Here is a 21387-nt window from a genome sequence, read left to right as displayed (position 1 = left end):
TTCAGTAAAAAAGAAGGTGATGATGTTTATGGCGAATTTGATAGAAACGGGGGAATATATAAATATTAGAGGGAAAAAGCTATACGTTGAAACGCATGGGAATCCTAAAAATAAACCAGTTCTATACTTGCATGGTGGACCAGGAGAAAGTTGTTATGATTTTTCATTTCATCAAGCAGAACGTTTAAAAAATTCTTTATATGTAATTATGATAGATCAAAGGGGTGTTTGTCGCTCAGAAGAAATTACTGAAGACGAAGCTTTTGGATTAAATGATTTGATTGAAGACTGTGAGGAATTAAGAAAATCATTACAAATTGAAAAGTGGTCTATAATTGGACATTCCTTCGGTGGATATGTAGCATTGTTATATGCATCGATATATCCAAGTTCAATAGAGAAAATAATATTTGAAGGACCAACTTTCGATTTCGCGTTAACAAGTAAGGCCTTGTTACAAAAGACAGGGCATTTATTAAAAAAGTATGAAAAAGTAGAAGTAGCAGAAGAGTCTCTTGCTTATTCATCTAGCAATGCTAGTTCAGAAGAGTTGTTAGACGCTTATATAAGACTAAGTGACGAACTAGAAGAAAATAGAATGGAGATTTACAATTACAAGGAAGATGTGACAGACGAGAGTTTATATAGTGATGAAGAGTGGGAAGTATTTTCAAATCGCTCCAAGATCCACTTTGATAGATTAAAATTAGAAGGAGCATTTCATACTTCATTATTACGAAAAATAAAAGATGTACAAAATCCAATGTTATTAATTGTAGGAAAACATGATGTTGTAACGTGTGAAAAACAAATTGAAATATTTAATAAAGATGCCCGAAACGGCAAGTATATCGTATTTGAAGAGAGCGGTCATTCACCTCATTATGAGGAAGCAGATAGGTTTGCAGAAACAGTCATACATTTTTTGAAATGAAGAAAAGGGTGCTTCTATAAATGAGAAGCACCCTTTTTTTATTTATGGATATGTGATTGTAATGTTGGGCCAATTACTTTGCCAATTCTTTTTAATAACTCTATTTTTGTACATATGTATACGCTCTTTCGATTCCAGAAAATGAGCTGTTGGTCTCACTTGTAAGGAAAGAACATCTTCAATACCACACGGAGCTGTTAATATAACTTTGTTTTTTTCGTCTAATGTAACTCCTAACGCCGTTGCTGTTTCAGGAAATTTAGAAATAGCATCAACAGAAGAAGAGTATGGTAGCATATTATTTACTACATGCATACGGGCTTGATTTTTTACTGACCAAGGGATAGAGGCATCCAAATTTATCAGTTTCTTTTCTAATAATTGTTCGTATATCTCATCTTTACGAAAAGGATCAAAATAAATGACATCAACGTCTGGTGTAGTTGTTCTTATTTCGTAGTTATGTAAAGTATCCCAAATTTTAGAACGAACAAAGCCGGCGCAAATCCACCAATCAGGTAGTTCTAGTGATTTTGCTAATTGTAATACGTTTATCATCCATTCGTCGTTTTCTATTAAGCGGACTATATCTTGCTCTGTTTGTATTTTCATTTGTTATCTCACCTTCTTTTTTAGAGAGTGCATTAATTCATAAGCTTTATAATCCATGTAATCCAGTAAGCACCTGGTATGAATAACAGTTGAGCTAGTAATGTACCAAAAAGTCTAGAAATCATTAGCCAAGCATACATTTTACTCATTGCTTCAGCACCTTCTTCTGATTGAAGAGCGCGCTCTGTTAAAAGAGCAATACGTGGATCTAATAGCACTGTTAATAAAATAGTAGCAAAACCATTAATAAGACCAGAAGCTGTAGTGGCTTTTGTTGCGAAAGCTGGAATTAAATAAGAAGCATATAATGCGGAAAGAACCCCCGCTGTATAAATAGCAGTAGAAAACATGTTAATAAGCATAATACGTTTTGGAATACCACCGATACGCAGCCTATGAATCATTTCGAACTTTGGAAACCGTACATATTTTTTTGTGTACTTTAATTTTTGAATGTTATTTGTTTTCATCATTCGAATGAAAGAACCGTCTGTTTCAAAGTTTTGAATGACGTATCCAAATAGTTTTGTCAAAGTTGGATATAGTATAATCGCAAGCAACGTACCAACAGAAGCCGATAATAGAACGAGTCGCATAATATTCTCTAAATCAATAGAAGAATCTAGTTTTGCTTCATCGACAATCCCGCCCAGTAAAAAGGCTTGTAGTAAGTTTGACGTTCTTGAAATGAGTAATACGATTCCTACGACAGATAATGCAACAGCAATCTTCTTTAAACGAACGCCTGCTAATCGAATACTATAAGAGCTTGTTTCAACTGCGTGGATTACAATCGTGAAAGCCATTATAAAAATTAATGTAATTGCCATTTGTTTCACCAGTTTCTATTAAAATAATTGTAACTTTTTTACTTTATCATATCTATTACATTTTGTAACTGAAAGTATGTGACATAGGAAAAGTAATTCTTCAGAAAAAAGATAGTGATAGTATTATAATAGAAGGGAAAGAGGGGAAATCTGTTATAGATTACTTATAAAGTAAAGCGAGTGGGGGATTGAAACATGTACACAACATATGTATTTGATTTAGATGGAACCTTGACGGATCCGAAAGAAGGTATTGTAAATTCAGTATTGTATGCATAAAAAAAGGTTGGCATTGAAGAATTACATATAAGCGAGTTAGATTCATTTATTGGTCCACCCATACAGCAATCATTCGTAGAGAGATATAATATGAATGAAGGAGAAGTTGAACGAGCTGTTTTTTATTTCAGAGAGTATGTAAAGCAACGAGGATTGTTGGAGAATAATGTTTACGAGGGTATTCCAAATCTTTTACAACAATTAAAAGATACAGGCAATCGTTTGTTTATAGCTACTTCAAAACCTACTGTATTTGCAAAACAAGTACTAGATCATTTTCAACTAACGGATTATTTTGAAGATATCGTTGGAAGTAATTTAGATGGTACAAGAATAAAGAAAGAAGAGATCATTGCTCATATTTTACAAACAAATGAAGAACTTAATAAAGAAGGAATTGTCATGATTGGAGATAGAAAGCATGATATAATCGGTGCGAATTATAATGAGATTGCTTCAATTGGTGTTTTATACGGTTATGGTAGTGAAACAGAATTGACTGAAGTTGGTGCGACTCATATCATAAATGATGTAAAAGAATTACATCATTTTTGTTTAGAAAATAGTTTGATAAAGAAGTAAATATAGAGACTAATAATCCCTTTATAACGTATGATGATGAAATCGTTTTTGTTTAAAGGGATTTTTTATATGTAATCGAATATGTATAATTAGACATTTTTAGCATGAAAAATTTGTATGAATAAGAGGAGTGATGTCAGAATTAAAGGGTTAATAGAAATTTATCAATAAAAGTTAGAATTTTCAGTTTAAAGGAGGGGTATAATTGGAGCTAGTTATTATATTATTAGCACTTAGTTTACTTATGTTTGTAGCGTATAAAGGATTTTCTGTTATTTTATTTGCACCGATATTTGCATTATTTGCGGTATTTTTGACAGAGCCTAGTTTTGTATTACCTTTCTTTTCGAATATTTTTATGGAGAAAATGGTAGGTTTTATTAAACTATATTTTCCTGTATTTTTACTCGGGGCAATATTTGGGAAAGTAGTAGAAATGTCAGGGATTGCGGACTCAATTGCAAAGACAATTATAGAGTTAGTTGGTGAAAAACGTACAATATTAGCAATTGTATTAATGGGTGCTATTTTAACGTATAGTGGTGTTAGTGTGTATGTAGTAGTGTTTGCTGTATATCCGTTCGCAGCTAAGTTGTTTCGACAAGCGAATATTCCAAAACGTTTAATTCCTGGAACGATTGTTCTTGGAGCGGTCACGTTTACGATGGATGCGCTACCTGGATCACCACAAATTCAAAACGTAATACCTACAACGTTTTTTAAAACAGACATTTATGCTGCGCCGATACTTGGTATTGTAGGGGCAATTTTTGTACTTACGTTAGGTTTACTATATTTAGAGAGTAGACGTAAGAAGGCGAAAGCAGCTGGAGAGGGATATTTTGGTTTTAACGATGGGAATACGGAAATGGCAGCTTCTTTACAAGCAGAACAAAAAGATATGCAGCTGGTTAAAAATATTGAAATTACAAGAGCGCAGCAAGTAATTGCTTTTATACCACTTATTTTAGTAGGTGTAATGAATAAAGTTTTTACTATTATGATACCGAAGTGGTATCCGAATGGTTTTGATTTTTCTGCAATTGGTATGAAAGCATTTGGAAAAGTAGAATTAAGTGCAGTAGTTGGAATCTGGTCAGTAGAATTAGCACTTATCATAGGTATAGTAACAACGTTATTATTATATTGGAAACGAGTAGTAACAGGATTCCAAGCTGGATTGAATACAAGTATTGGTGGAGCGCTACTTGCAACAATGAATACAGGAGCTGAGTTTGGATTCGGTGGTGTTATCGCAGCACTTCCAGGTTTTGCGATTATGAGAGATGGCATTTCTGCCACGTTTACAAATCCGCTAGTGAACGGAGCAGTCACGACGAATATTTTAGCTGGCATTACAGGTTCTGCATCAGGGGGAATGGGAATCGTTTTAAGTGCAATGGGTGATAAGTTTATTGCAACAGCTAATCAATTTGATATTCCGTTAGAAGTAATGCATCGTATCGTATCAATGGCATCAGGAGGAATGGATACATTACCACATAACGGAGCTATCATTACTATTCTTACAGTCACTGGGTTAACACATAAACAATCTTATAAAGATATATTTGCTATTACAGTTTTGAAAACGCTTGCTGTATTTTTAGTTATCGCGTTCTATACTTTAACAGGAATTTATTAAATAGATATTTTATAGACGAAAATATTAATTAGGGAAAGAAGAGGTGGAGTACTTGCAAGAAGTTGCTGAATTTCGTATGCCGAAGTCTGTATTATATGGAAGAAATTCGCTTGAAAAACTGGGGGAACAATCCAAGAAGTTTGGAAAAAGAGCTTTTATAGTAACTGATACAATTATGGAGAATTTAGGATATGTTGAGAGTTGTATACAACAATTAAATACAAAAGGTATTACCGTTATTACATATAATAAAGTAAATGCTGAGCCTACAAATATACACGTGTTAGAGGCGTTAACTATTTGTAAAGAAGAAAAGTGTGATTTTATTATTGGTCTTGGTGGTGGAAGTTGTATTGATGCAGCAAAAGCAGTTGCGGTGTTATATACAAATGGTGGAGAAGTAGAAGATTATGTCCAAAAGGATATGGAAATAGACAATAATCCGCTACCGCTCATTGCAATTCCAACAACTTCGGGTACTGGGTCAGAAGTAACAAGTGTAGCAGTAATTACGAATAAACGAACAGATGTAAAAATGATGATGAAGCATCCGAGTTTTACCCCGCAAGTAGCGATTATTGATCCGATTTTAACACGTTCTGTACCACCTCATATTACAGCAGCAACAGGGATAGATGCATTATGTCATGCAGTCGAAGCATATATTTCTAAAGTTTCACAATCACTTACAGATGTACTCGCTCTTTCCGCTATTGAAAGTATTATGAAATATTTACGTATTGCATATGAAGATGGAGAGAATATGGAGGCAAGAGAAGCGATGATGATTGCTTCCTTACAAGCTGGAATTGCATTTTCAAACGCATCTGTTACATTAGTTCATGGAATGTCAAGACCAGTAGGAGCGTTATTTCATGTACCACATGGTATATCAAATGCAATACTATTACCTACAGTTTTAGAATATACAAAAGGTAGTGCGGTAAAAAGATTAGCGGAAATTGGCCGCTGTTTAAATAAAGATATGTATTCTTATTGTGATGAAGAAGTAGCCGACTACACGCTGATGGAAATAAAAAAACTTTGTTTTGATCTTCGTATTCCAAATTTAAAAGAATACGGAATTGGTGAAGTTGAATTTGAAAAAGCTATTTCTAAAATGGCGTCAGATGCAATTGAAAGTGGAAGTCCAGCAAATAACCCACGTGTGCCATCATATGATGAAATTAAACAGTTGTATCGAGAATGTTTTCATTATCGATATGAAGATTCTATAAAAACATTAGGTGATTAATTTCAGAATATTCTTATAAAATTTACTTGGAAATAGTTAAAGCAAGACTTTATATTTCAAACGTAAAGTCTTGTTTTATTATGTATAATATACATAATAAAATGTCGTGATTATCTTGAATAAATAGTATGAGGTGGGTGTGGGGTTTAATGAAAACGATAGGTCTTATTGGTGGTATGAGTTGGGAATCAACTGCTGAATATTATCGAATCATAAATGAAGAAATAAAAAGTAGATTAGGTGGTTTACATTCAGCTAAATGTTTAATTAATAGTGTAGACTTTGAAGAGATTGAAGGATTCCAGTCTAGCGGCGATTGGGATAGTGCAGGAGAAATTCTAGGGAATGCAGCATATTCATTACAAATGGGAGGCGCAGACTTTATTATTATTTGCACAAATACAATGCATAAAGTAATTGAGAAAATAAAGGAGAATATTCATATTCCAGTTTTACATATCGCAGATGCAACTGCGAAAGAAATGAAAAGAAAAGGTATTCAAACTGTTGGTTTACTTGGAACAAAATATACAATGGAACAAGATTTCTATAAATCACGTATTAAAGAGAATGATATAAAAGTCATAGTGCCATTAGAAAAAAATAGAGAAAAAATAAACGAAGTCATATATACAGAATTATGTTTAGGAAAAATCATATCTCAATCCAAAGAGTATTATAAAACAGTTATAGAAGATTTAGTGCAAAAAGGCGCACAGGGTATCATTTTAGGATGTACAGAAATAGGATTATTAATAAAGCAGGAAGACGTATCCATTCCAATATTCGATACGACTTATATACATGCAGTTGAAGCAGTTAATTTCGCCGTAGGAAATAGATTATAATTATATTATGTAACCTAATATGTATATGTGGAAAACATTCAGAAAATATTTTATAATGTAAGTGGTTACATGTAAGGGGGAATGCGTATGTTTTCAGTTCAACCAATCGCATTTGTACATAATGAAAGAAAGGAAATAAAAGACGATGAGTGGGGAGAAGTAAAATCCTATATTACTTTAACGGAAATGTATACAGAAAACAGTATACAAGGGATTGAAGATTTTTCTCATATTGAAGTAGTTTTTTATTTTCACAAAGTAACTGATGAACAAATTCAATATGTTGCTAGACATCCTAGAAATAATCATGATTATCCTAAAGTAGGGATTTTTGCACAGCGTGGGAAAAATCGTCCGAATCGTATAGGAGCAACAATTGTAAAGGTAATGAAAAGAGAAGGTAAATCAATTATTGTTGAGGGGTTAGATGCTATTGATGGCACCCCTATATTGGATATAAAGCCAATAATGAAAGAGTTTATGCCGAGAGAAGAAATTGTACAGCCTAAATGGGCAACGGATATAATGAGACAGTATTGGAAGGGGAATGGAGTAAAATGAGAATATATGAGGCAACAATTGCAGATTTAGATGGACTAGCATCAGTTTTTAATAACTATCGTATGTTTTATAGACAAGATTCCGATCTAGAAGGAGCAAAAGTATTTTTACGAAATCGAATGGAGAGAAAAGAATCTGTTATCTTCGTAGCAGTTGAAGACGGTGAATATATTGGATTCACGCAATTATATCCATCATTTTCTTCTATTTCGATGAAAGAATTATGGATTTTAAATGATTTATTTGTACAAGCTGCTAAGCGCGGGGCAGGAACAGGGAAAAAATTATTAGAAGCTGCGAAAGGATTCGCCTTAGAAAATGGTGCAAAAGGTGTAAAATTACAAACAGAGATTGATAATTTATCAGCACAGCGATTATACGCTGAAAATGGATATTTGAGAGATAATCGTTATTTCCATTATGAATTAACGTTTTAAATAATATTAGATGAAAAGAGGCGCTTTCATTTTGAAGGCGTCTCTTTTCATTTGCATTATAGTTGACTTAAAAGCCAATTTGTCGCATCTTCAAAGTTTTCTGCAATGTAGTTTGGTTCAATATGTGCCCACTTGTCTCGGTACGTATGTAAAGCGTCGTATCCAGCGCCTGTTCGTACTAAAATCGTTGACGCATTCACTTTTGCTCCTGCAACGATATCAGTCCAGCGATCACCAATTACAGCACATTGTGTTAAATCAAGCCCGTGTTTTTCAGCTGCTTGTAGCAGCATGCCTGTATTTGGTTTACGACATTCGCAACCGTCACCGTGTTTATGAGGACATACATAAATATCATCAAAACCGAAGCCTTCTAATTCTTGTACAAAATCGGCTACAGTTGCTATCCCATCCGCGATACCTGGCTGGTTTGTAAAAGAGAAAATTTTTATATGATTAGCTTTTAGTTTTTGTAGAGCTACTTTTGTAAAAGGGAATAATGTAAAGGATCCTGGGTAATGTATGGTAGTATCGCCACCAATTGTACCGTCACGATCAATGAAAATTGCTTGAATGTTTGTCATAGTTATAGTCCTTTCAATTAACAAGTAGTTTAAAAATGTTTTACAAATCGATATCCATTCACTTCATATCCTAATTTTTTGTAAAAAGGATGCGCTTCTACTCTTTTTATTCCACTAACTAGCCATGTGCCAATGCAATTATGCTTCTTTGCTAATTGTTCAGCATAATCCATTAATACTTGCCCAATGCCTTTCCGTCGTATTGTAGAATCAACGCTAATAATTGAAATTTCCCCATAACGAGTTACATCTTCTAAATTTTCACGTATACGAAACCCAAGTAATCCAAATATAGTTTCTTCTTCCTCATAAACATATAAAAAATCAGAAGGACTCATTTGTACGAATTGCAATCGGTTGTTCATATCTTCATAGGAAATAGAAGAACCTTTTAATTCTTTCGTCAAAGAGCAAAGCGCATCTATATCGTCTATCGTAGCTTCACGAATTTGAAAAGACATATTATCCACTCCAATTAAATGTAATCAAACATTAAGTATTCTGTTAAAAAATATTTATTCCTGCTATGAAAATAAATATTTTATAATGATATATAGATAGTTATATGTTATTCTTTTCCTAGTTTGTATTGGAAATGGAAAGAAGGGGAATGTATGTTAGAAGTAAATATCCGTTCTGCTGGATATGAAATAGGTGAAAAAACAATTCATGATATTGCCTTTTCGATTGAGCAAGGCGAATTAGTTGCTCTTATTGGCGCAAATGGTGCCGGGAAAAGTACGACGATTAAAACGATGCTCGGGTTACTTATAAATGTGGATGGTGAAATATCATTTGGCGAGAAGAAAAATCCGTATGCATATGTGCCAGAACACCCGACATATTATGATTATTTGACGCTTTGGGAACATATTGAATTATTAATGGCAGCTCGCGAGAACGAAGCCGGAAGCTGGGAACGGAAAGCTGAAGAGTTATTACATATGTTTCGAATGGATAAGCATAAACATGAGTATTTATCAAAGTTTTCTAAAGGTATGAAACAAAAATCGATGCTTATATTAGCGTTTTTAACAGAACCAGATTTTTATATCATTGACGAACCTTTTATCGGACTAGATCCAGTAGCTACGAAAGAGTTTTTAAGTTATTTATATAAAGAAAAAGAACGCGGGGCAGGAATTTTACTTTGTACGCACGTATTAGATACAGCTGAAAGAATTTGCGAAAGATTTTTACTCATCTCTCAAGGTACATTAGTCGCAGATGGCCATTTAGAGGCAATTCAAACGTTAGCAGAAATACCAGGAAGTTCATTATTAGATTGTTTTGATGTAATCGTAAGGCGTGAACAGCATGATTAAAAAACAATTTTATAAAAGATTACGCCATGAACTGGGGCGCAAATGGAAGTCCATACGTTCTATAACTGATTGGACGGTTGCGCTATATATTATTATTCCGGCACTTATATTTATGGGAATTTATTATCGTTCACTATGGATGGAAGAACTAGCGATAGGAGAGACGGTTTTTTTCGGATTAGGCCTACTCGCATTTTATGTGATTACATATGCAAGAGGAGTTCGCTCATTTTTTGAGCAAGCGGATAGTTTATTTTTAATTTCGTATCCTGTTCACATGAAAAAGTTAATCCAGTATGGCATGACATATACGTTTATTCGAATAGCAATAACGAATGTAGTAGTTGTTGTTGCGATGTTACCAGTGTTGATGAAAAGTATTGGAGTGACGAAGATACAAGTCGTATTATTTTGGCTATTCTTTACTATATTTCGATTTTTGTTGGCGTTATTAACGAGATTTATTCATGTACGTGTGGGGAAACGATGGCTACTATGGATTATAAAAAATGTAATATTTTCTATAAGTCTATCCTTTTTTGGATTGAGTTTGTTTCTTATTTATAAAAATCCATTGTATTCTATACTAAGTATCGGTCTAGCAGTGTTTCTAATTATCATATTGATAAAAGAAAAATTAAATTATAAAAATTGCTTTTTTAAAGAAGTTGAGAGAGAAAAAGAAGAAAGTATGCGCTGGACGAGTGGGATTATGCAAGTTGGTGGTCATGCAGCTAAACCGAGTAGTTCGAATAAAAAGCCGTGGATGTTTCCGCGTTCTAAAAAGTTTTTAGGAAAGAAAACGGATTATCGTATTGTTGAATCCTTTTTAAAAGAATTTTTCCGTACAAGTAGTGCACGAATATTTTATATTCAAATTGTATGTATAAGCACTGTCAGTATTATTATGAGTCCGAAATGGATTGCCGCTATTATTCTTGCATTTGCTTTATTTGCAATTTCCCGTTATGCGCGCGACTATTGGAATGAGTTTACGAACAAAATGTTTCTTCATTTATATTGTGATGAAGGCAAATTACTCTTGTTAAGATGGAAGACAGATCGCTATTTATTACTTCCAGTAATACTTTTGTATGGAATAGTTATACTTTCTCATTTTTATTTATTGCCAGCTGTAATTGCCGGGATTATTTTTATAGTATTAATTGGTTGGATAGTATTCTTACCATAGAAAAAAGAGCCGAAAAAGGGCTCTTTTTTCTAATCCGTAACACATTGATAAATAAAATATACTAAAACGAGTATGCTTGCGGCGGAATACATGGCATCTAAAGTCATCGGATCTCCTCCTCATTGTTGTTGTATTTTATTGTATGAAATCTTACAATTTCATATTCAAGTGAAAAATATGTGAACGTTAACAAAATTGTAAAGTGCAAAAATTACAATCATTTTGTATAATAGAGGAAACAACCGTTATATAAAATATAATGAGTGAAAGGGGAGGAAACATACATGCCAAATTGGTTTAGAAAAACCTTAGTCGCATTAATTACCGTATTTACATTTGGTTTAGTGACGCCTCCTTCCATATTGCTTGATAATGCCAAAGCTGCGGACAAGCCTACGAGCACAGCTGGGCAACAAAATTTGGAGAGTACGTCCTATACATATGAAGAAACGAATGACAGGTTAACCACCGATACTTTTATTACGTATGCAATGCAAGAAGCAGAGAAGCAGTCGATGCAAAAATTTGGGACTAAAATTGGTCCGGTAATTGAAGATGAATTTAAAGATGTAATATTACCAAAAATTGAAGAGGCAATTGCTGAACTAGCAAATGATGTGCCAGAAGAATCGCTACAATCATTAGCGATTTCTCAAAAACCAGCGGGTGGAAATAATGAAAAGATTTTTCACGTTTACGATACGAAAACAGGAAATGACTTATTGCGTTTCCACGTAAGAAGAGATCATCCACCGCAAGATGGTTACTATTTTAATTTCCACTACCACCGTTTTGATGATGGATACTCTGGACACCATGAGTTAGGGAATATTTATTGGAATACGAATGTACCGCCAAAGTGGCTTTCTTAAAAAGAACAAGAGAAAATCTTGTTCTTTTTTATGTGTATAGAAGGGTAAGACAACTACGGTGTTGAATAAGATAGGTTTAGAAAAAGAGGCAAAGGGAGTATGGGAATGCAAAAATATATTGTTTTTGACTTTGATGGCACATTAGTAGATTCACAAAATATATTTGTACCAATTTATAATCAAATTGCTAAAAAGCACGGATATAAAACGGTAAAGGAAGAAGAAATTGAGTATTTACGCAAGTTAACGATGCCAGAAAGATGTAAACAACTTGATGTACCGCTGTATAAACTACCAATATTAGCGTTGGAGTTTTATAAATTGTATCAACCTGCCATAAAAGATCTTATTTTGTTCCATGGGATGAAGGAAGTATTAGATGAACTACATAAAAAAGGTTATGGAATTGCAGTCATATCTTCGAACTCAGAAGAGCACATTCGGGCATTCTTACACAATAATGGTATAGAAAATATACAAGAAGTGTATTGTTCTAAAAATTTGTTTGGTAAAGATAAAATGATAAAAAGGTTTTTAAAATCGAAAAAAATAACAGAGAAAGATATGTTATATGTTGGTGATGAACAGCGAGACGTAGCAGCGTGTAAAAAGGCTGGGGTGAACGTAATTTGGGTATCTTGGGGATATGATGTCATTGAAACAGTGAAAAAAGATGCACCAGATTATATGGTTCATAAGCCGATGGAAATTGTACAAGTAGTACAAGGGGCGTATTCTTAATATGAATACACTTCGAGCGGGCATTCATCATATGGAATTTTGGGTAGCAGATTTAAAGGAATCTATTTCTTTTTATGATAAGCTGTTTTCAATAATTGGCTGGAGAAAGTTAAATGAAGTAGCATATAGCACAGGAGAAAGTGAAATATATTTTAAAGAAGTAGATGAAGAAATCGTAAGGACTTTAGGACCAAGACATATTTGTTACCAAGCTATTAAAAGAGAAGTTGTTGATGAGGTAGCAAATTTTCTTTCTAGTACGGAAGTTAACGTAATACGTGGTCCGATTGAAATGAATCATTATTCGGAAGGGTATTATACGATTGATTTTTATGATCCGAATGGGTTTATTATAGAAGTAGCTTACACTCCAAATGTAGAAATGTAAGGGGGATAAACATGAAGACAATTACAGCATGGCAAAATAATATACAAATAGTAAAAGATGCAGTGGATATTAAGGAAATTTCTAAAGGTTTTTCGCCTGATAAGAAATATATCATTACAAGTGCGAATAATGAAAAATATTTATTGCGGATGGGCGATATAAAAGAGTATGAAAGAAAGAAAATAGAGTTTCAAATTTTAAATGAAATGCAAAACCGTAGTGTGCAAGCGCAAAAACCAATTGAAATGGGGTTGTTGGCAGAAGAAGGTTTATGCTATGGCATTTTTTCGTATTTAGAAGGGGAGGATGCGAAGAAGCTATTGCCTACATATTCACAAAAAAAACAATATGAAATTGGCATTGAGGCAGGAAAAGATTTAGCAAAAATGCATACATATGAAGCTCCTAATGATATATTTCCATGGTATGAAAGAGCAATGAAAAAACATCAAAAATATGTAGAGGCATACAAAACATGCGGAATAAAAATAAAAAATGATGATAAAATCATTAAGTTTATCAATGAAAATGAAATGTATTTACAAAACCGCCCAAATCGATTTCAACACGATGATTTTCATTTAGAAAATATAATTGTACGTGATGGGAAATATGTAGGTGTTGTTGATTTTAATGGCTACGACTGGGGCGACCCACTCCATGATTTTGTAAAAATTGCACTATTTGCAAGGGACATTAGTATTCCGTATTCAATCGGACAAATAGAAGGATACTTTAATGGGAGAATACCAGAGGAGTTCTGGAAATTATACGCGGTATACGTAGGTATGACAGTGTTCTCATCAGTTGTATGGTCATTACGAGCAGCGCCACATATGTTAGATGATATGTTAGAACGTCTTACTATCGTATTAGAGGATCATAAAAACTTTGAGTTATTAAAGCCAACTTGGTTTCAACCAGAAAAGATTAAGATGAAATAAAAAAGGTAGGTGTGATTCACATCTACCTTTATTTTTTACCATTCTTCGTTTTGAAGTAGTTGCAATGCTAATTTTAAATCTACATCTTCTTGTATATGTTCTGGAGTCCACGGGATATGTATATGTGGTTGAATACCAATTCCGGACATTCCTTCACCTTTATCTATAATTGAAAGCCTTGAAGTAGGATAGTAAAGTGCGAATGTATCAGCCCATTCCATTACTGCTAAATTAGAATAATCATTTACACCAGCAGTAGGACGACCTATTACTTTTACTTTCAATGATTTTTTTGCAACTTCTACAAAAGAATCGCCAGAACTCCCACATGTAACACCTGTTAATATAACTACTCTACTAGGTGATTTTCGTCCGTGTATTTTTAATGATTGAAGTTCTTTTGGTAAACTAGAAGTATTAAATGTAACGAATCCTTTTTTATAATTCTTTTTTAAATCTTGAATAAACATATTAGTGAATAATTTGGAAAGTTCGTCTAAAGAATCATAATCTTCCATTTCCATTTTCATGTCTTTCATACGTAAATGAAAGTTTCGTTCTGTATGATTTAATTGCATTGTTTCTGAAGAATCGAAAAGAGAAATTTCTTTGTCTTCAAATAAGTAAGGAAGTAGGTTGAAAAATGCATCATCACTTCCGCCACGATTTAATCGCACATCTATAATTAAATTCGGAAAAGCATTAAGCTCATCTTTGTGTGAGTCTAATAATGTATTGATAGCTTCAGCATTTGCGAAGTCTGTCAAAGTAATTAAGAGTGTATTTTTATTACATTTTTCTATTGAATATATAGGTGTATATTTGCTCTGTTTATATTTTTGTAAAGTAATTGTTTGGGGCAATCCATTTTCATCTATAAGTGTACAATTTGAAAACTTTGATAAAACATATCCCCATTTTTCACGTTCATATGAATTCTCATTTAAATACTTTTTATATTTTATTAATAAATCAGGAATCTTCATATTGTCTAATGCAAGGATAGCTTGTCCTTTTTTTACTCTTTTTTCTTCTGAAGTAGATGTAATATATAAGCGATCTTCGTATCTTTTCACTTGGAAGCCCACGTCGTTAAGAGGTTGATCGCTAGTGCTAATTTTGAAAAACATATGATTGTCTTTATAGTCTAGTAAGTAGTCATTTACAATTTCAGTAAAGCGTACTGGTGTTAGTTCTCCTTGTTTCTCTAGTTTCTCGATTGAATGTAAATAAGTAGTGGGATCGTCCCATCCTTTCTTATCTATACATCCTGAATAATCGTGATGAGTAATTGAAACAACTTCTTTAAAAATTTCTGTGTACATAGCTTTTCCTCCAGATAATTTAATTAGATAAATAATAGAATTCGGTATCCTTTATGTATTATCCTTTTTGCATAGAGAAAAGGGGAATAGAGGGAAGAGTTATCGTCCCTCTATTAAAATATTTATTTTGTTTTCTTAAATGCAAGTGGCTGAGTACTAAGTGTAGCTGGCACATGTAACTGAAGGGATGGAAATTCACCACTCACACTCATTTCATAAGCGAATAATAAACTCATTTTCATTTGGAATAAGTCAACTTTTGCAGAGAAGATGTCGTAATGATGATGTGTTAATTGAATGTCCATTTCCATGAATTGCACAAATAATGAATCATCACGCTTGTATACTTGTAATGTTCCGTATGCAGGATGTTCGAAAGTACCAGTATAATCCTCTAATTTGTGAGAAGGTGTAGTCCCTTTAATTTGTTCTGGAATGGATTCAGTTGCTTCTTTCATCATTTCCTTCATTTTTTCAGTATCTTCTACAGCACGTTTATGCCAATCAATGGATTCTAATTCAAGTAGTTCGTCATAAATTTGATTAGCTAGATAAGTAGGCAGTAATGTGCCTCCAGCATTCGTTAAAATGACAAGGCCGATGTTTTCTGTTGGTATGAAAGAAACAAGCGCTGAAAATCCATCAATATTACCGCCGTGATGAATCACCTTATTACCACGATAAGCGCTAATAAACCAACCAAGCCCATAACTATTTACTGGAGATTCAGGAAGTGATAAAACTGGTTGATCTGGAATGGAATTGTGCGGTATATACATTTGTTGTAATAATTCAGAGGAGATTAATTCATGCTCTCCAAATTTCCCTTGTTTTAAGTGAAGAAGGACCCAATTGGCCATATCTTCAATTGTAGAATTAATACAACCAGCAGCGCCAACGGTATCGATGTTGCGGAATGGAACTTCTTTTATTTCACCGTCATTTTCGATGTAAGGTAAAGCATAATCATCTGTAGTTTGTGAATCTATAACAGAGAAGTTTGTATGCCTCATATTTAAAGGCTCTAAAATATGTTCTGTAGCGTATTGCTCCCACGTTTGATTCGTAATGTTTTCTACAATATAGCTAATTGTCGCATACATTAAGTTGTTATATAGAAATGATGTCCGGAACGGTGCATCAAGTGGTAAATGTTTTATTTTTTCAATGAGATCTTTTCGAGATAAGGAAGAGCTGTACCAAAGAGCGTCATGACGACTTACCCCAGTACGATGAGAAGCTAAATCACGTCCTGTAACTTGTGAGCTAGCAAGTAGTTCAGATAAAGAAAAGTTAGGTATATAAGACTGGACAGGAGCATCCCAATTAAACTTTTTTTGCTGTGCTAACAAGCTTAATGAAAGTGTGCCAAAAGCTTTCGTTGAGGAACCGATTGCAAATCGAGTACTCGGTGTAACAGCGTCTTTTGTCTCTAGATTACGATAGCCAAAGCCTTCTGAAATAATGACTTCACCGTCTTTTATAACAGCGACAGCAGCACCAGGCACATTTAAATCCTTCATCATTTTTTCAACCGTTGTTTGTAAAGACGTCATAACAGGCGTTTCAATTTTAGACATACTTCTAACCTCCAAATATAATTTTTGTTCTACCGCACTATACTTTCGGTAATAGAAAATGAAAACCTCTTCAAATATGGAAAGTTAATAATTTTGTAAGGATGAATGAAATTATTATTTATTTAGAATTTTATTTTTATTATAATTAATTTAAATTAATTTTTAGAAAAGACGGTGAAGAAGTGTGCTAATAATAAAGAAATTGCGCTGTGATAATAAAAATAATCCGATAGGTATAGATTCGAAAGGTGTTACATTGAGTTGGCAACTTGAGTCGAGTAACCAAAATGTAAAACAATTTGCTTATCAATTGCAGGTTGCGAAGGATAGAGATTTTGAAATGATAATGTTTGATTCCCAAAAAGTAGAAACAGACCAAAGTTTACATATACCAATCAATTCATTTACATACAGAGCAGAAACGCGTTATTTTTACCGGGTAAAGGTATGGGATAATTACGGAGAAGAATCACCTTGGTCAGAAGTAGCATTTTGGGAGACTGGATTACAAGGGCAAGGTAACTGGAGCGGAAAATGGATTGCTGCGAAAAGAGAGCGTACGCAAGTTATGTCTTTTCATAAAAGTTTTTCTATTAAAAAATTAGTTAAAAAAGCACGTTTATATATGACTAGTTTAGGATTATACGAGGCTTCTATAAATGGAGAGCGTATTGGGGATTGTTATTTTACCCCTGGATGGACAAGTTATGATAAAAGGATATTGTATCAAACATATGATATAACGCATGTATTAAAGATTGGGTATAATGATATTTCTACTCTGGTAGGTAACGGCTGGTATAAAGGGCCGATTACTATGCAGCATGTACGTAATTATTACGGGAAAAGACGTGCGATAATTGCTCAAATACATATAACATATGAAGATGGAACGAAAGAAAAAATTGTAACAGATGAAACATGGAAAGTAATGCCAAGCCCTATTTTGTATTCGGAAATATATGAAGGGGAGGTTTATGACGCTAGGCTAGAAGAAAGTGATCAAAAGCTAGAAGATGTTGAAGTAATTGTGCATTCTAAACAAATAATTGTTGCACAAGAAAATTAAGCAATTCGTAAAATGAAAATTATAAAACCAATCGCTATTTCAAAACTACCAAATCATGAATGGCTTATTGATATGGGGCAAAATATGGTAGGTTGGGTTCGGTTTAAAGTCCGTCATGTTTATACTGGACAAAAGATAGAATTGCATCATGCTGAAATATTAAATAAAGACGGTAGCTTTTATACTGGGAATCTCCGAAAGGCAAAACAAAAAATAGTGTATATAGCAAAAGGAGAGGAAGAGGAAACGTTTGAACCTCATTTTACCTATCAAGGCTTTAGGTATGTGAAAATAAGTGGATTAACCCAGCCCCCTCAAATAGCAGATTTTGAAGGGGTTGTATTACATACAGATATGGAAAAAGCGACTGAATTTGAAACGTCGAATCCATTAATCAATCAACTGCATCAAAATGTGGAATGGTCTCAAAGAGGGAACTTTTTTGATGTGCCAACAGATTGTCCGCAGCGAGATGATCGACTTGGATGGACAGGAGATGCACAAATGTTTATTGGGACAGCTACTCAAATTATGAATGTGCAATTGTTCTTTAAAAAATGGCTCCAAGATTTATCATTAGATCAAAATGTGAATGGAGCTGTGCCGTTAGTTATTCCAGATGCATTTGGGAAAAGAGCGGATTTTGATTTACATACTTCTGGCGGTTGGGGCGATGCAGCAATTATATGTCCGTGGGTTCATTATTTACATTACGGAGATATATCGATTTTAAAAGAACAATATGACAGTATGAAGAAGTATATAGATTACATACGTTCACAAGGTGAAAATGAGTATTTATGGGATACAGGCTATCATTTAGGGGATTGGCTCGCATTAGATACGAAACCTGATGTATATGAAGGCGGAACAGACAAGCATTTTATTGCGACAGCTTATTACGCGTATTCTACATCGCTTTTACGAAAGGTTGCTGAGATTTTAGGTGAAAATACAGATGCTAAGTTTTATGCAGAGCTACATGGAAATATTGTTCAAGCGTTTCAAAATGAATTTGTTACACCGAATGGTAGGTTAATTTCAAATACCCAAACAGCCCACATATTAGTACTTCTTTTTGAACTAGTGAAAGATAATGTGAAGGAGAAAGTATTTAATCGATTAATTGAGCTTTTAAAAGCAAATAAAAATCATTTAACAACAGGTTTTATAGGAACACCGTATTTAAATTTAATATTAAGCAAGTTTAACCGTCATGACCTTGCTTGTAAGCTTCTATTTCATGAAGATTATCCATCATGGTTATACCAAGTGAAACAAGGTGCCACAACGATTTGGGAACATTGGGATGGTGTGAAAGAGGATGGAACACTTTGGAATGATAGTATGAATTCGTACAATCATTACGCATATGGCTCTATCGTTGAATGGATATACCGATATATTATTGGATTAGAAGTGGATGAAACAAAACCAGCATATAAACATTTTTATATTCAGCCTCATTTTAATTCTAATCTAGACTGGGTTTGTATAAAGCGTGAAACAGCATATGGAGAAATTAAAATTGATTGGCGTGTAGAACATGGACAAGCAGTATTAAACGTTGATGTGCCAACAAATATATCTGCCACATTACGAATAGTGGAAGATGATTGGAAGGCAAGTGATATGCCTGAAATGAAATTAGGTTCAGGCGCATATGAATTTAGATTTTGTAAGAACATACAGAAGTAGAATTTTGTTAAGTATAGAAATGTTTTTTTATAAATTTAGTTTGTTCAATCTGTTAGCATTAAATTTATGATAAAATCCATATAGACTAGAGATTTGAAAGAAGGTTTTTCTACATATGAAACATGCTGAATATGAATACTTAAATTTATGCCGCCATGTGATGGAGCATGGTACGAAGAAAGAAGATCGTACAGGGACAGGCACTGTATCTGTATTTGGATATCAAATGCGTTTTGATCTAAGTAAAGGTTTTCCTTTATTAACGACAAAGAGAGTGCCGTTTCGCCTTGTAGCAAGTGAATTGCTTTGGTTTATGAAAGGTGATACAAATATTCGTTATTTATTGCAGCATAATAATAACATTTGGAATGAATGGGCATTTAAGAGCTGGGTAGAAAGCGACGAGTATACGGGTCCTGACATGACTGATTTCGGTCTTCGCTCACAACAAGATGAGGAATTTAAAGTGCAATACGATGAGCAAATGGAATTATTTAAAAAGAACGTTTTAGAAGATGATGATTTCTCAAATAAATATGGTTATTTAGGAGACGTATACGGTAAGCAGTGGCGTGCTTGGAAAACGACAGCTGGTGAGACGCTTGATCAATTAAAAGATGTAATTGAAATGATTAAAAAAAAGCCAGATTCACGTCGCCTAATTGTATCTGCTTGGAATCCTGAAGATGTACCAAGTATGGCATTACCACCTTGTCATACATTATTTCAGTTTTATGTAGCAGACGGTAAACTTTCTTGTCAGCTATATCAAAGAAGTGGTGATATATTCCTTGGAATTCCATTTAACATTGCAAGTTACTCGTTACTAACACATTTAATTGCACATGAATGCGGACTTGAAGTGGGAGAATTTGTTCATACAATTGGAGATGCACACATTTATATGAATCATTTCGAGCAAGTAGAAAAGCAATTGGCGCGTGAACCACGTCCGTTCCCGAAACTTACATTAAATCCAGATGTGAAATCTGTGTTTGATTTTGAAATGGAAGATTTAACGATTGAAGGATATGATCCACACCCAGCAATTAAAGCACCGGTTGCAGTATAATTGTAGAGGAGATGAAAAGATGATAGTTTCATTTATGGTCGCAATGGACGAGAATAGAGTAATTGGTAAAGATAATAATTTACCTTGGCGTTTACCGAGTGAATTACAATATGTAAAGAAAACAACGATGGGTCATTCGCTTATTATGGGAAGAAAAAACTATGAAGCGATTGGTAGACCACTGCCTGGAAGACGTAATATCATTGTAACTCGTAATGAAGGGTATCATGTTGAAGGCTGTGAAGTAGCACATTCTGTAGAAGAAGTGTTTGAGCTATGCAAAAATGAAGAAGAGATTTTTATTTTTGGCGGAGCGCAAATTTATGATCTCTTTTTACCTTACGTAGACAAGTTATATATAACAAAAATCCATCATGCATTTGAAGGAGATACATTCTTCCCGGAAATGGATATGACAAATTGGAAAGAAATTTTTGTTGAAAAAGGTTTAACGGATGAAAAAAATCCGTATACGTACTATTATCATGTATATGAGAAGCAACAATAGTAAAAAAGATTGATGTGAAAATTCACATCAATCTTTTTATTTGTATCCATCGATATAGGTTTATAGATGAGATTCGATAGTGCTATAATGAATGGTAGCATGTGAA

The 21387-nt window shown here is 33.7% G+C and carries 20 protein-coding genes and 2 pseudogenes; 16 read left to right on the top strand and 6 right to left on the bottom strand.

Annotation, left to right across the window (positions count from 1 at the left end):
* The first annotated feature begins 28 nt into the window (after window positions 1-28).
* Window positions 29-934 carry an alpha/beta fold hydrolase gene (locus QCI73_RS16285; protein ID WP_353823343.1) on the top strand — a complete coding sequence of 302 codons (906 nt, stop codon included), beginning with the start codon at window positions 29-31 and terminating at the stop codon, window positions 932-934.
* A 42-nt stretch (window positions 935-976) separates the two neighbouring features.
* Here QCI73_RS16285 and QCI73_RS16280 read toward each other — a convergent pair whose 3' ends face one another.
* Both QCI73_RS16280 and QCI73_RS16275 read right to left on the bottom strand, forming a co-directional pair.
* Window positions 977-1546: a nucleotidyltransferase family protein gene (locus tag QCI73_RS16280; protein WP_262725721.1), complete on the bottom strand. Its 570-nt coding sequence runs from the start codon at window positions 1544-1546 to the stop codon at window positions 977-979.
* Window positions 1547-1578: 32 nt separating this feature from the next.
* The gene (locus tag QCI73_RS16275) at window positions 1579-2376 is read right to left on the bottom strand and encodes a lipid II flippase Amj family protein (protein ID WP_087952387.1); all 798 of its coding nucleotides are present in this window, start codon (window positions 2374-2376) and stop codon (window positions 1579-1581) included.
* 195 nt (window positions 2377-2571) lie between these two features.
* On the opposite strand from QCI73_RS16275, the pseudogene QCI73_RS16270 reads away from it, so the two are divergent.
* The 6 genes and pseudogenes from QCI73_RS16270 (at window position 2572) to QCI73_RS16245 (ending at window position 7983) form a co-directional block, all read left to right on the top strand.
* A pseudogene (locus tag QCI73_RS16270) lies at window positions 2572-3237 on the top strand (HAD family hydrolase).
* Window positions 3238-3442: 205 nt separating this feature from the next.
* Window positions 3443-4882 carry a GntP family permease gene (locus QCI73_RS16265; RefSeq protein ID WP_353823342.1) on the top strand — a complete coding sequence of 480 codons (1440 nt, stop codon included), beginning with the start codon at window positions 3443-3445 and terminating at the stop codon, window positions 4880-4882.
* 52 nt (window positions 4883-4934) lie between these two features.
* On the top strand, window positions 4935-6137 hold the full coding sequence (gene eutG / locus QCI73_RS16260) for an alcohol dehydrogenase EutG (protein ID WP_353824115.1): 1203 nt from the start codon (window positions 4935-4937) through the stop codon (window positions 6135-6137).
* Window positions 6138-6286: 149 nt separating this feature from the next.
* Complete coding sequence (locus QCI73_RS16255) at window positions 6287-6985, top strand: aspartate/glutamate racemase family protein (RefSeq protein ID WP_353823341.1); 699 nt, start codon at window positions 6287-6289, stop codon at window positions 6983-6985.
* An 87-nt stretch (window positions 6986-7072) separates the two neighbouring features.
* Window positions 7073-7546, top strand: coding sequence for a tRNA (N6-threonylcarbamoyladenosine(37)-N6)-methyltransferase TrmO (gene tsaA / locus QCI73_RS16250; protein WP_327924576.1), 474 nt, complete (start codon window positions 7073-7075; stop codon window positions 7544-7546).
* Window positions 7543-7983 carry a GNAT family N-acetyltransferase gene (locus QCI73_RS16245; RefSeq protein WP_001223874.1) on the top strand — a complete coding sequence of 147 codons (441 nt, stop codon included), beginning with the start codon at window positions 7543-7545 and terminating at the stop codon, window positions 7981-7983. Before tsaA ends, QCI73_RS16245 begins: the two co-directional genes overlap by 4 nt.
* Before the next feature lie 56 nt (window positions 7984-8039).
* On the opposite strand, the gene QCI73_RS16240 is transcribed toward QCI73_RS16245, so the two are convergent.
* Window positions 8040-8567, bottom strand: coding sequence for an HAD-IIIA family hydrolase (locus QCI73_RS16240; protein WP_000181892.1), 528 nt, complete (start codon window positions 8565-8567; stop codon window positions 8040-8042).
* 29 nt (window positions 8568-8596) lie between these two features.
* Window positions 8597-9028, bottom strand: coding sequence for a GNAT family N-acetyltransferase (locus tag QCI73_RS16235; protein WP_353823340.1), 432 nt, complete (start codon window positions 9026-9028; stop codon window positions 8597-8599).
* Window positions 9029-9181: 153 nt separating this feature from the next.
* On the opposite strand from QCI73_RS16235, the gene QCI73_RS16230 reads away from it, so the two are divergent.
* The 6 genes from QCI73_RS16230 (at window position 9182) to QCI73_RS16205 (ending at window position 14029) form a co-directional block, all read left to right on the top strand.
* On the top strand, window positions 9182-9892 hold the full coding sequence (locus tag QCI73_RS16230) for an ABC transporter ATP-binding protein (RefSeq protein WP_353823339.1): 711 nt from the start codon (window positions 9182-9184) through the stop codon (window positions 9890-9892).
* Entirely contained in the window at window positions 9885-11084 is a 1200-nt protein-coding gene (locus QCI73_RS16225) for an ABC transporter permease (RefSeq protein WP_353823338.1), read from the top strand. Before QCI73_RS16230 ends, QCI73_RS16225 begins: the two co-directional genes overlap by 8 nt.
* Before the next feature lie 284 nt (window positions 11085-11368).
* The gene (locus tag QCI73_RS16220) at window positions 11369-11956 is read left to right on the top strand and encodes a YpjP family protein (protein ID WP_001134414.1); all 588 of its coding nucleotides are present in this window, start codon (window positions 11369-11371) and stop codon (window positions 11954-11956) included.
* A 105-nt stretch (window positions 11957-12061) separates the two neighbouring features.
* A complete protein-coding gene (locus QCI73_RS16215) occupies window positions 12062-12697 on the top strand; it encodes an HAD family hydrolase (RefSeq protein ID WP_327924588.1) in 636 nt (211 codons plus the stop codon).
* A gap of 1 nt (window position 12698) precedes the next feature.
* Window positions 12699-13085: a VOC family protein gene (locus QCI73_RS16210; protein WP_327924589.1), complete on the top strand. Its 387-nt coding sequence runs from the start codon at window positions 12699-12701 to the stop codon at window positions 13083-13085.
* A gap of 11 nt (window positions 13086-13096) precedes the next feature.
* Complete coding sequence (locus tag QCI73_RS16205; protein WP_353823337.1) at window positions 13097-14029, top strand: aminoglycoside phosphotransferase family protein; 933 nt, start codon at window positions 13097-13099, stop codon at window positions 14027-14029.
* 35 nt (window positions 14030-14064) lie between these two features.
* Here the strand turns inward: QCI73_RS16205 and QCI73_RS16200 are convergent, their stop codons facing one another.
* Both QCI73_RS16200 and QCI73_RS16195 read right to left on the bottom strand, forming a co-directional pair.
* Entirely contained in the window at window positions 14065-15354 is a 1290-nt protein-coding gene (locus QCI73_RS16200) for a S41 family peptidase (RefSeq protein WP_353823336.1), read from the bottom strand.
* 122 nt (window positions 15355-15476) lie between these two features.
* On the bottom strand, window positions 15477-16934 hold the full coding sequence (locus tag QCI73_RS16195) for a serine hydrolase (RefSeq protein ID WP_327924593.1): 1458 nt from the start codon (window positions 16932-16934) through the stop codon (window positions 15477-15479).
* 184 nt (window positions 16935-17118) lie between these two features.
* Between QCI73_RS16195 and QCI73_RS16190 the strand changes: the two are divergent.
* The 3 genes and pseudogenes from QCI73_RS16190 (at window position 17119) to QCI73_RS16180 (ending at window position 21281) form a co-directional block, all read left to right on the top strand.
* A pseudogene (locus QCI73_RS16190) lies at window positions 17119-19701 on the top strand (family 78 glycoside hydrolase catalytic domain).
* A 115-nt stretch (window positions 19702-19816) separates the two neighbouring features.
* Window positions 19817-20773: a thymidylate synthase gene (locus QCI73_RS16185; protein WP_353823335.1), complete on the top strand. Its 957-nt coding sequence runs from the start codon at window positions 19817-19819 to the stop codon at window positions 20771-20773.
* Between the two features lie 19 nt (window positions 20774-20792).
* Window positions 20793-21281 carry a dihydrofolate reductase gene (locus QCI73_RS16180; RefSeq protein ID WP_014893782.1) on the top strand — a complete coding sequence of 163 codons (489 nt, stop codon included), beginning with the start codon at window positions 20793-20795 and terminating at the stop codon, window positions 21279-21281.
* Window positions 21282-21387 lie beyond the last annotated feature (106 nt).

The organism is Bacillus cereus group sp. MG16 (assembly GCF_040459875.1).
Lineage (GTDB): Bacteria > Bacillota > Bacilli > Bacillales > Bacillaceae_G > Bacillus_A > Bacillus_A paranthracis.
This window is presented reverse-complemented; position numbering and strand designations above follow the sequence as displayed.

Coding starts and splice junctions, on each gene's coding strand:
- QCI73_RS16285 (WP_353823343.1), top strand. CDS start 29: ATGGCGAATTTGATAGAAACGGGGGAATATATAAATATTAGAGGGAAA.
- QCI73_RS16280 (WP_262725721.1), bottom strand. CDS start 1,546: ATGAAAATACAAACAGAGCAAGATATAGTCCGCTTAATAGAAAACGAC.
- QCI73_RS16275 (WP_087952387.1), bottom strand. CDS start 2,376: ATGGCAATTACATTAATTTTTATAATGGCTTTCACGATTGTAATCCAC.
- QCI73_RS16255 (WP_353823341.1), top strand. CDS start 6,287: ATGAAAACGATAGGTCTTATTGGTGGTATGAGTTGGGAATCAACTGCT.
- tsaA (WP_327924576.1), top strand. CDS start 7,073: ATGTTTTCAGTTCAACCAATCGCATTTGTACATAATGAAAGAAAGGAA.
- QCI73_RS16245 (WP_001223874.1), top strand. CDS start 7,543: ATGAGAATATATGAGGCAACAATTGCAGATTTAGATGGACTAGCATCA.
- QCI73_RS16240 (WP_000181892.1), bottom strand. CDS start 8,567: ATGACAAACATTCAAGCAATTTTCATTGATCGTGACGGTACAATTGGT.
- QCI73_RS16235 (WP_353823340.1), bottom strand. CDS start 9,028: ATGTCTTTTCAAATTCGTGAAGCTACGATAGACGATATAGATGCGCTT.
- QCI73_RS16230 (WP_353823339.1), top strand. CDS start 9,182: ATGTTAGAAGTAAATATCCGTTCTGCTGGATATGAAATAGGTGAAAAA.
- QCI73_RS16225 (WP_353823338.1), top strand. CDS start 9,885: ATGATTAAAAAACAATTTTATAAAAGATTACGCCATGAACTGGGGCGC.
- QCI73_RS16220 (WP_001134414.1), top strand. CDS start 11,369: ATGCCAAATTGGTTTAGAAAAACCTTAGTCGCATTAATTACCGTATTT.
- QCI73_RS16215 (WP_327924588.1), top strand. CDS start 12,062: ATGCAAAAATATATTGTTTTTGACTTTGATGGCACATTAGTAGATTCA.
- QCI73_RS16210 (WP_327924589.1), top strand. CDS start 12,699: ATGAATACACTTCGAGCGGGCATTCATCATATGGAATTTTGGGTAGCA.
- QCI73_RS16205 (WP_353823337.1), top strand. CDS start 13,097: ATGAAGACAATTACAGCATGGCAAAATAATATACAAATAGTAAAAGAT.
- QCI73_RS16200 (WP_353823336.1), bottom strand. CDS start 15,354: ATGTACACAGAAATTTTTAAAGAAGTTGTTTCAATTACTCATCACGAT.
- QCI73_RS16195 (WP_327924593.1), bottom strand. CDS start 16,934: ATGTCTAAAATTGAAACGCCTGTTATGACGTCTTTACAAACAACGGTT.
- QCI73_RS16185 (WP_353823335.1), top strand. CDS start 19,817: ATGAAACATGCTGAATATGAATACTTAAATTTATGCCGCCATGTGATG.
- QCI73_RS16180 (WP_014893782.1), top strand. CDS start 20,793: ATGATAGTTTCATTTATGGTCGCAATGGACGAGAATAGAGTAATTGGT.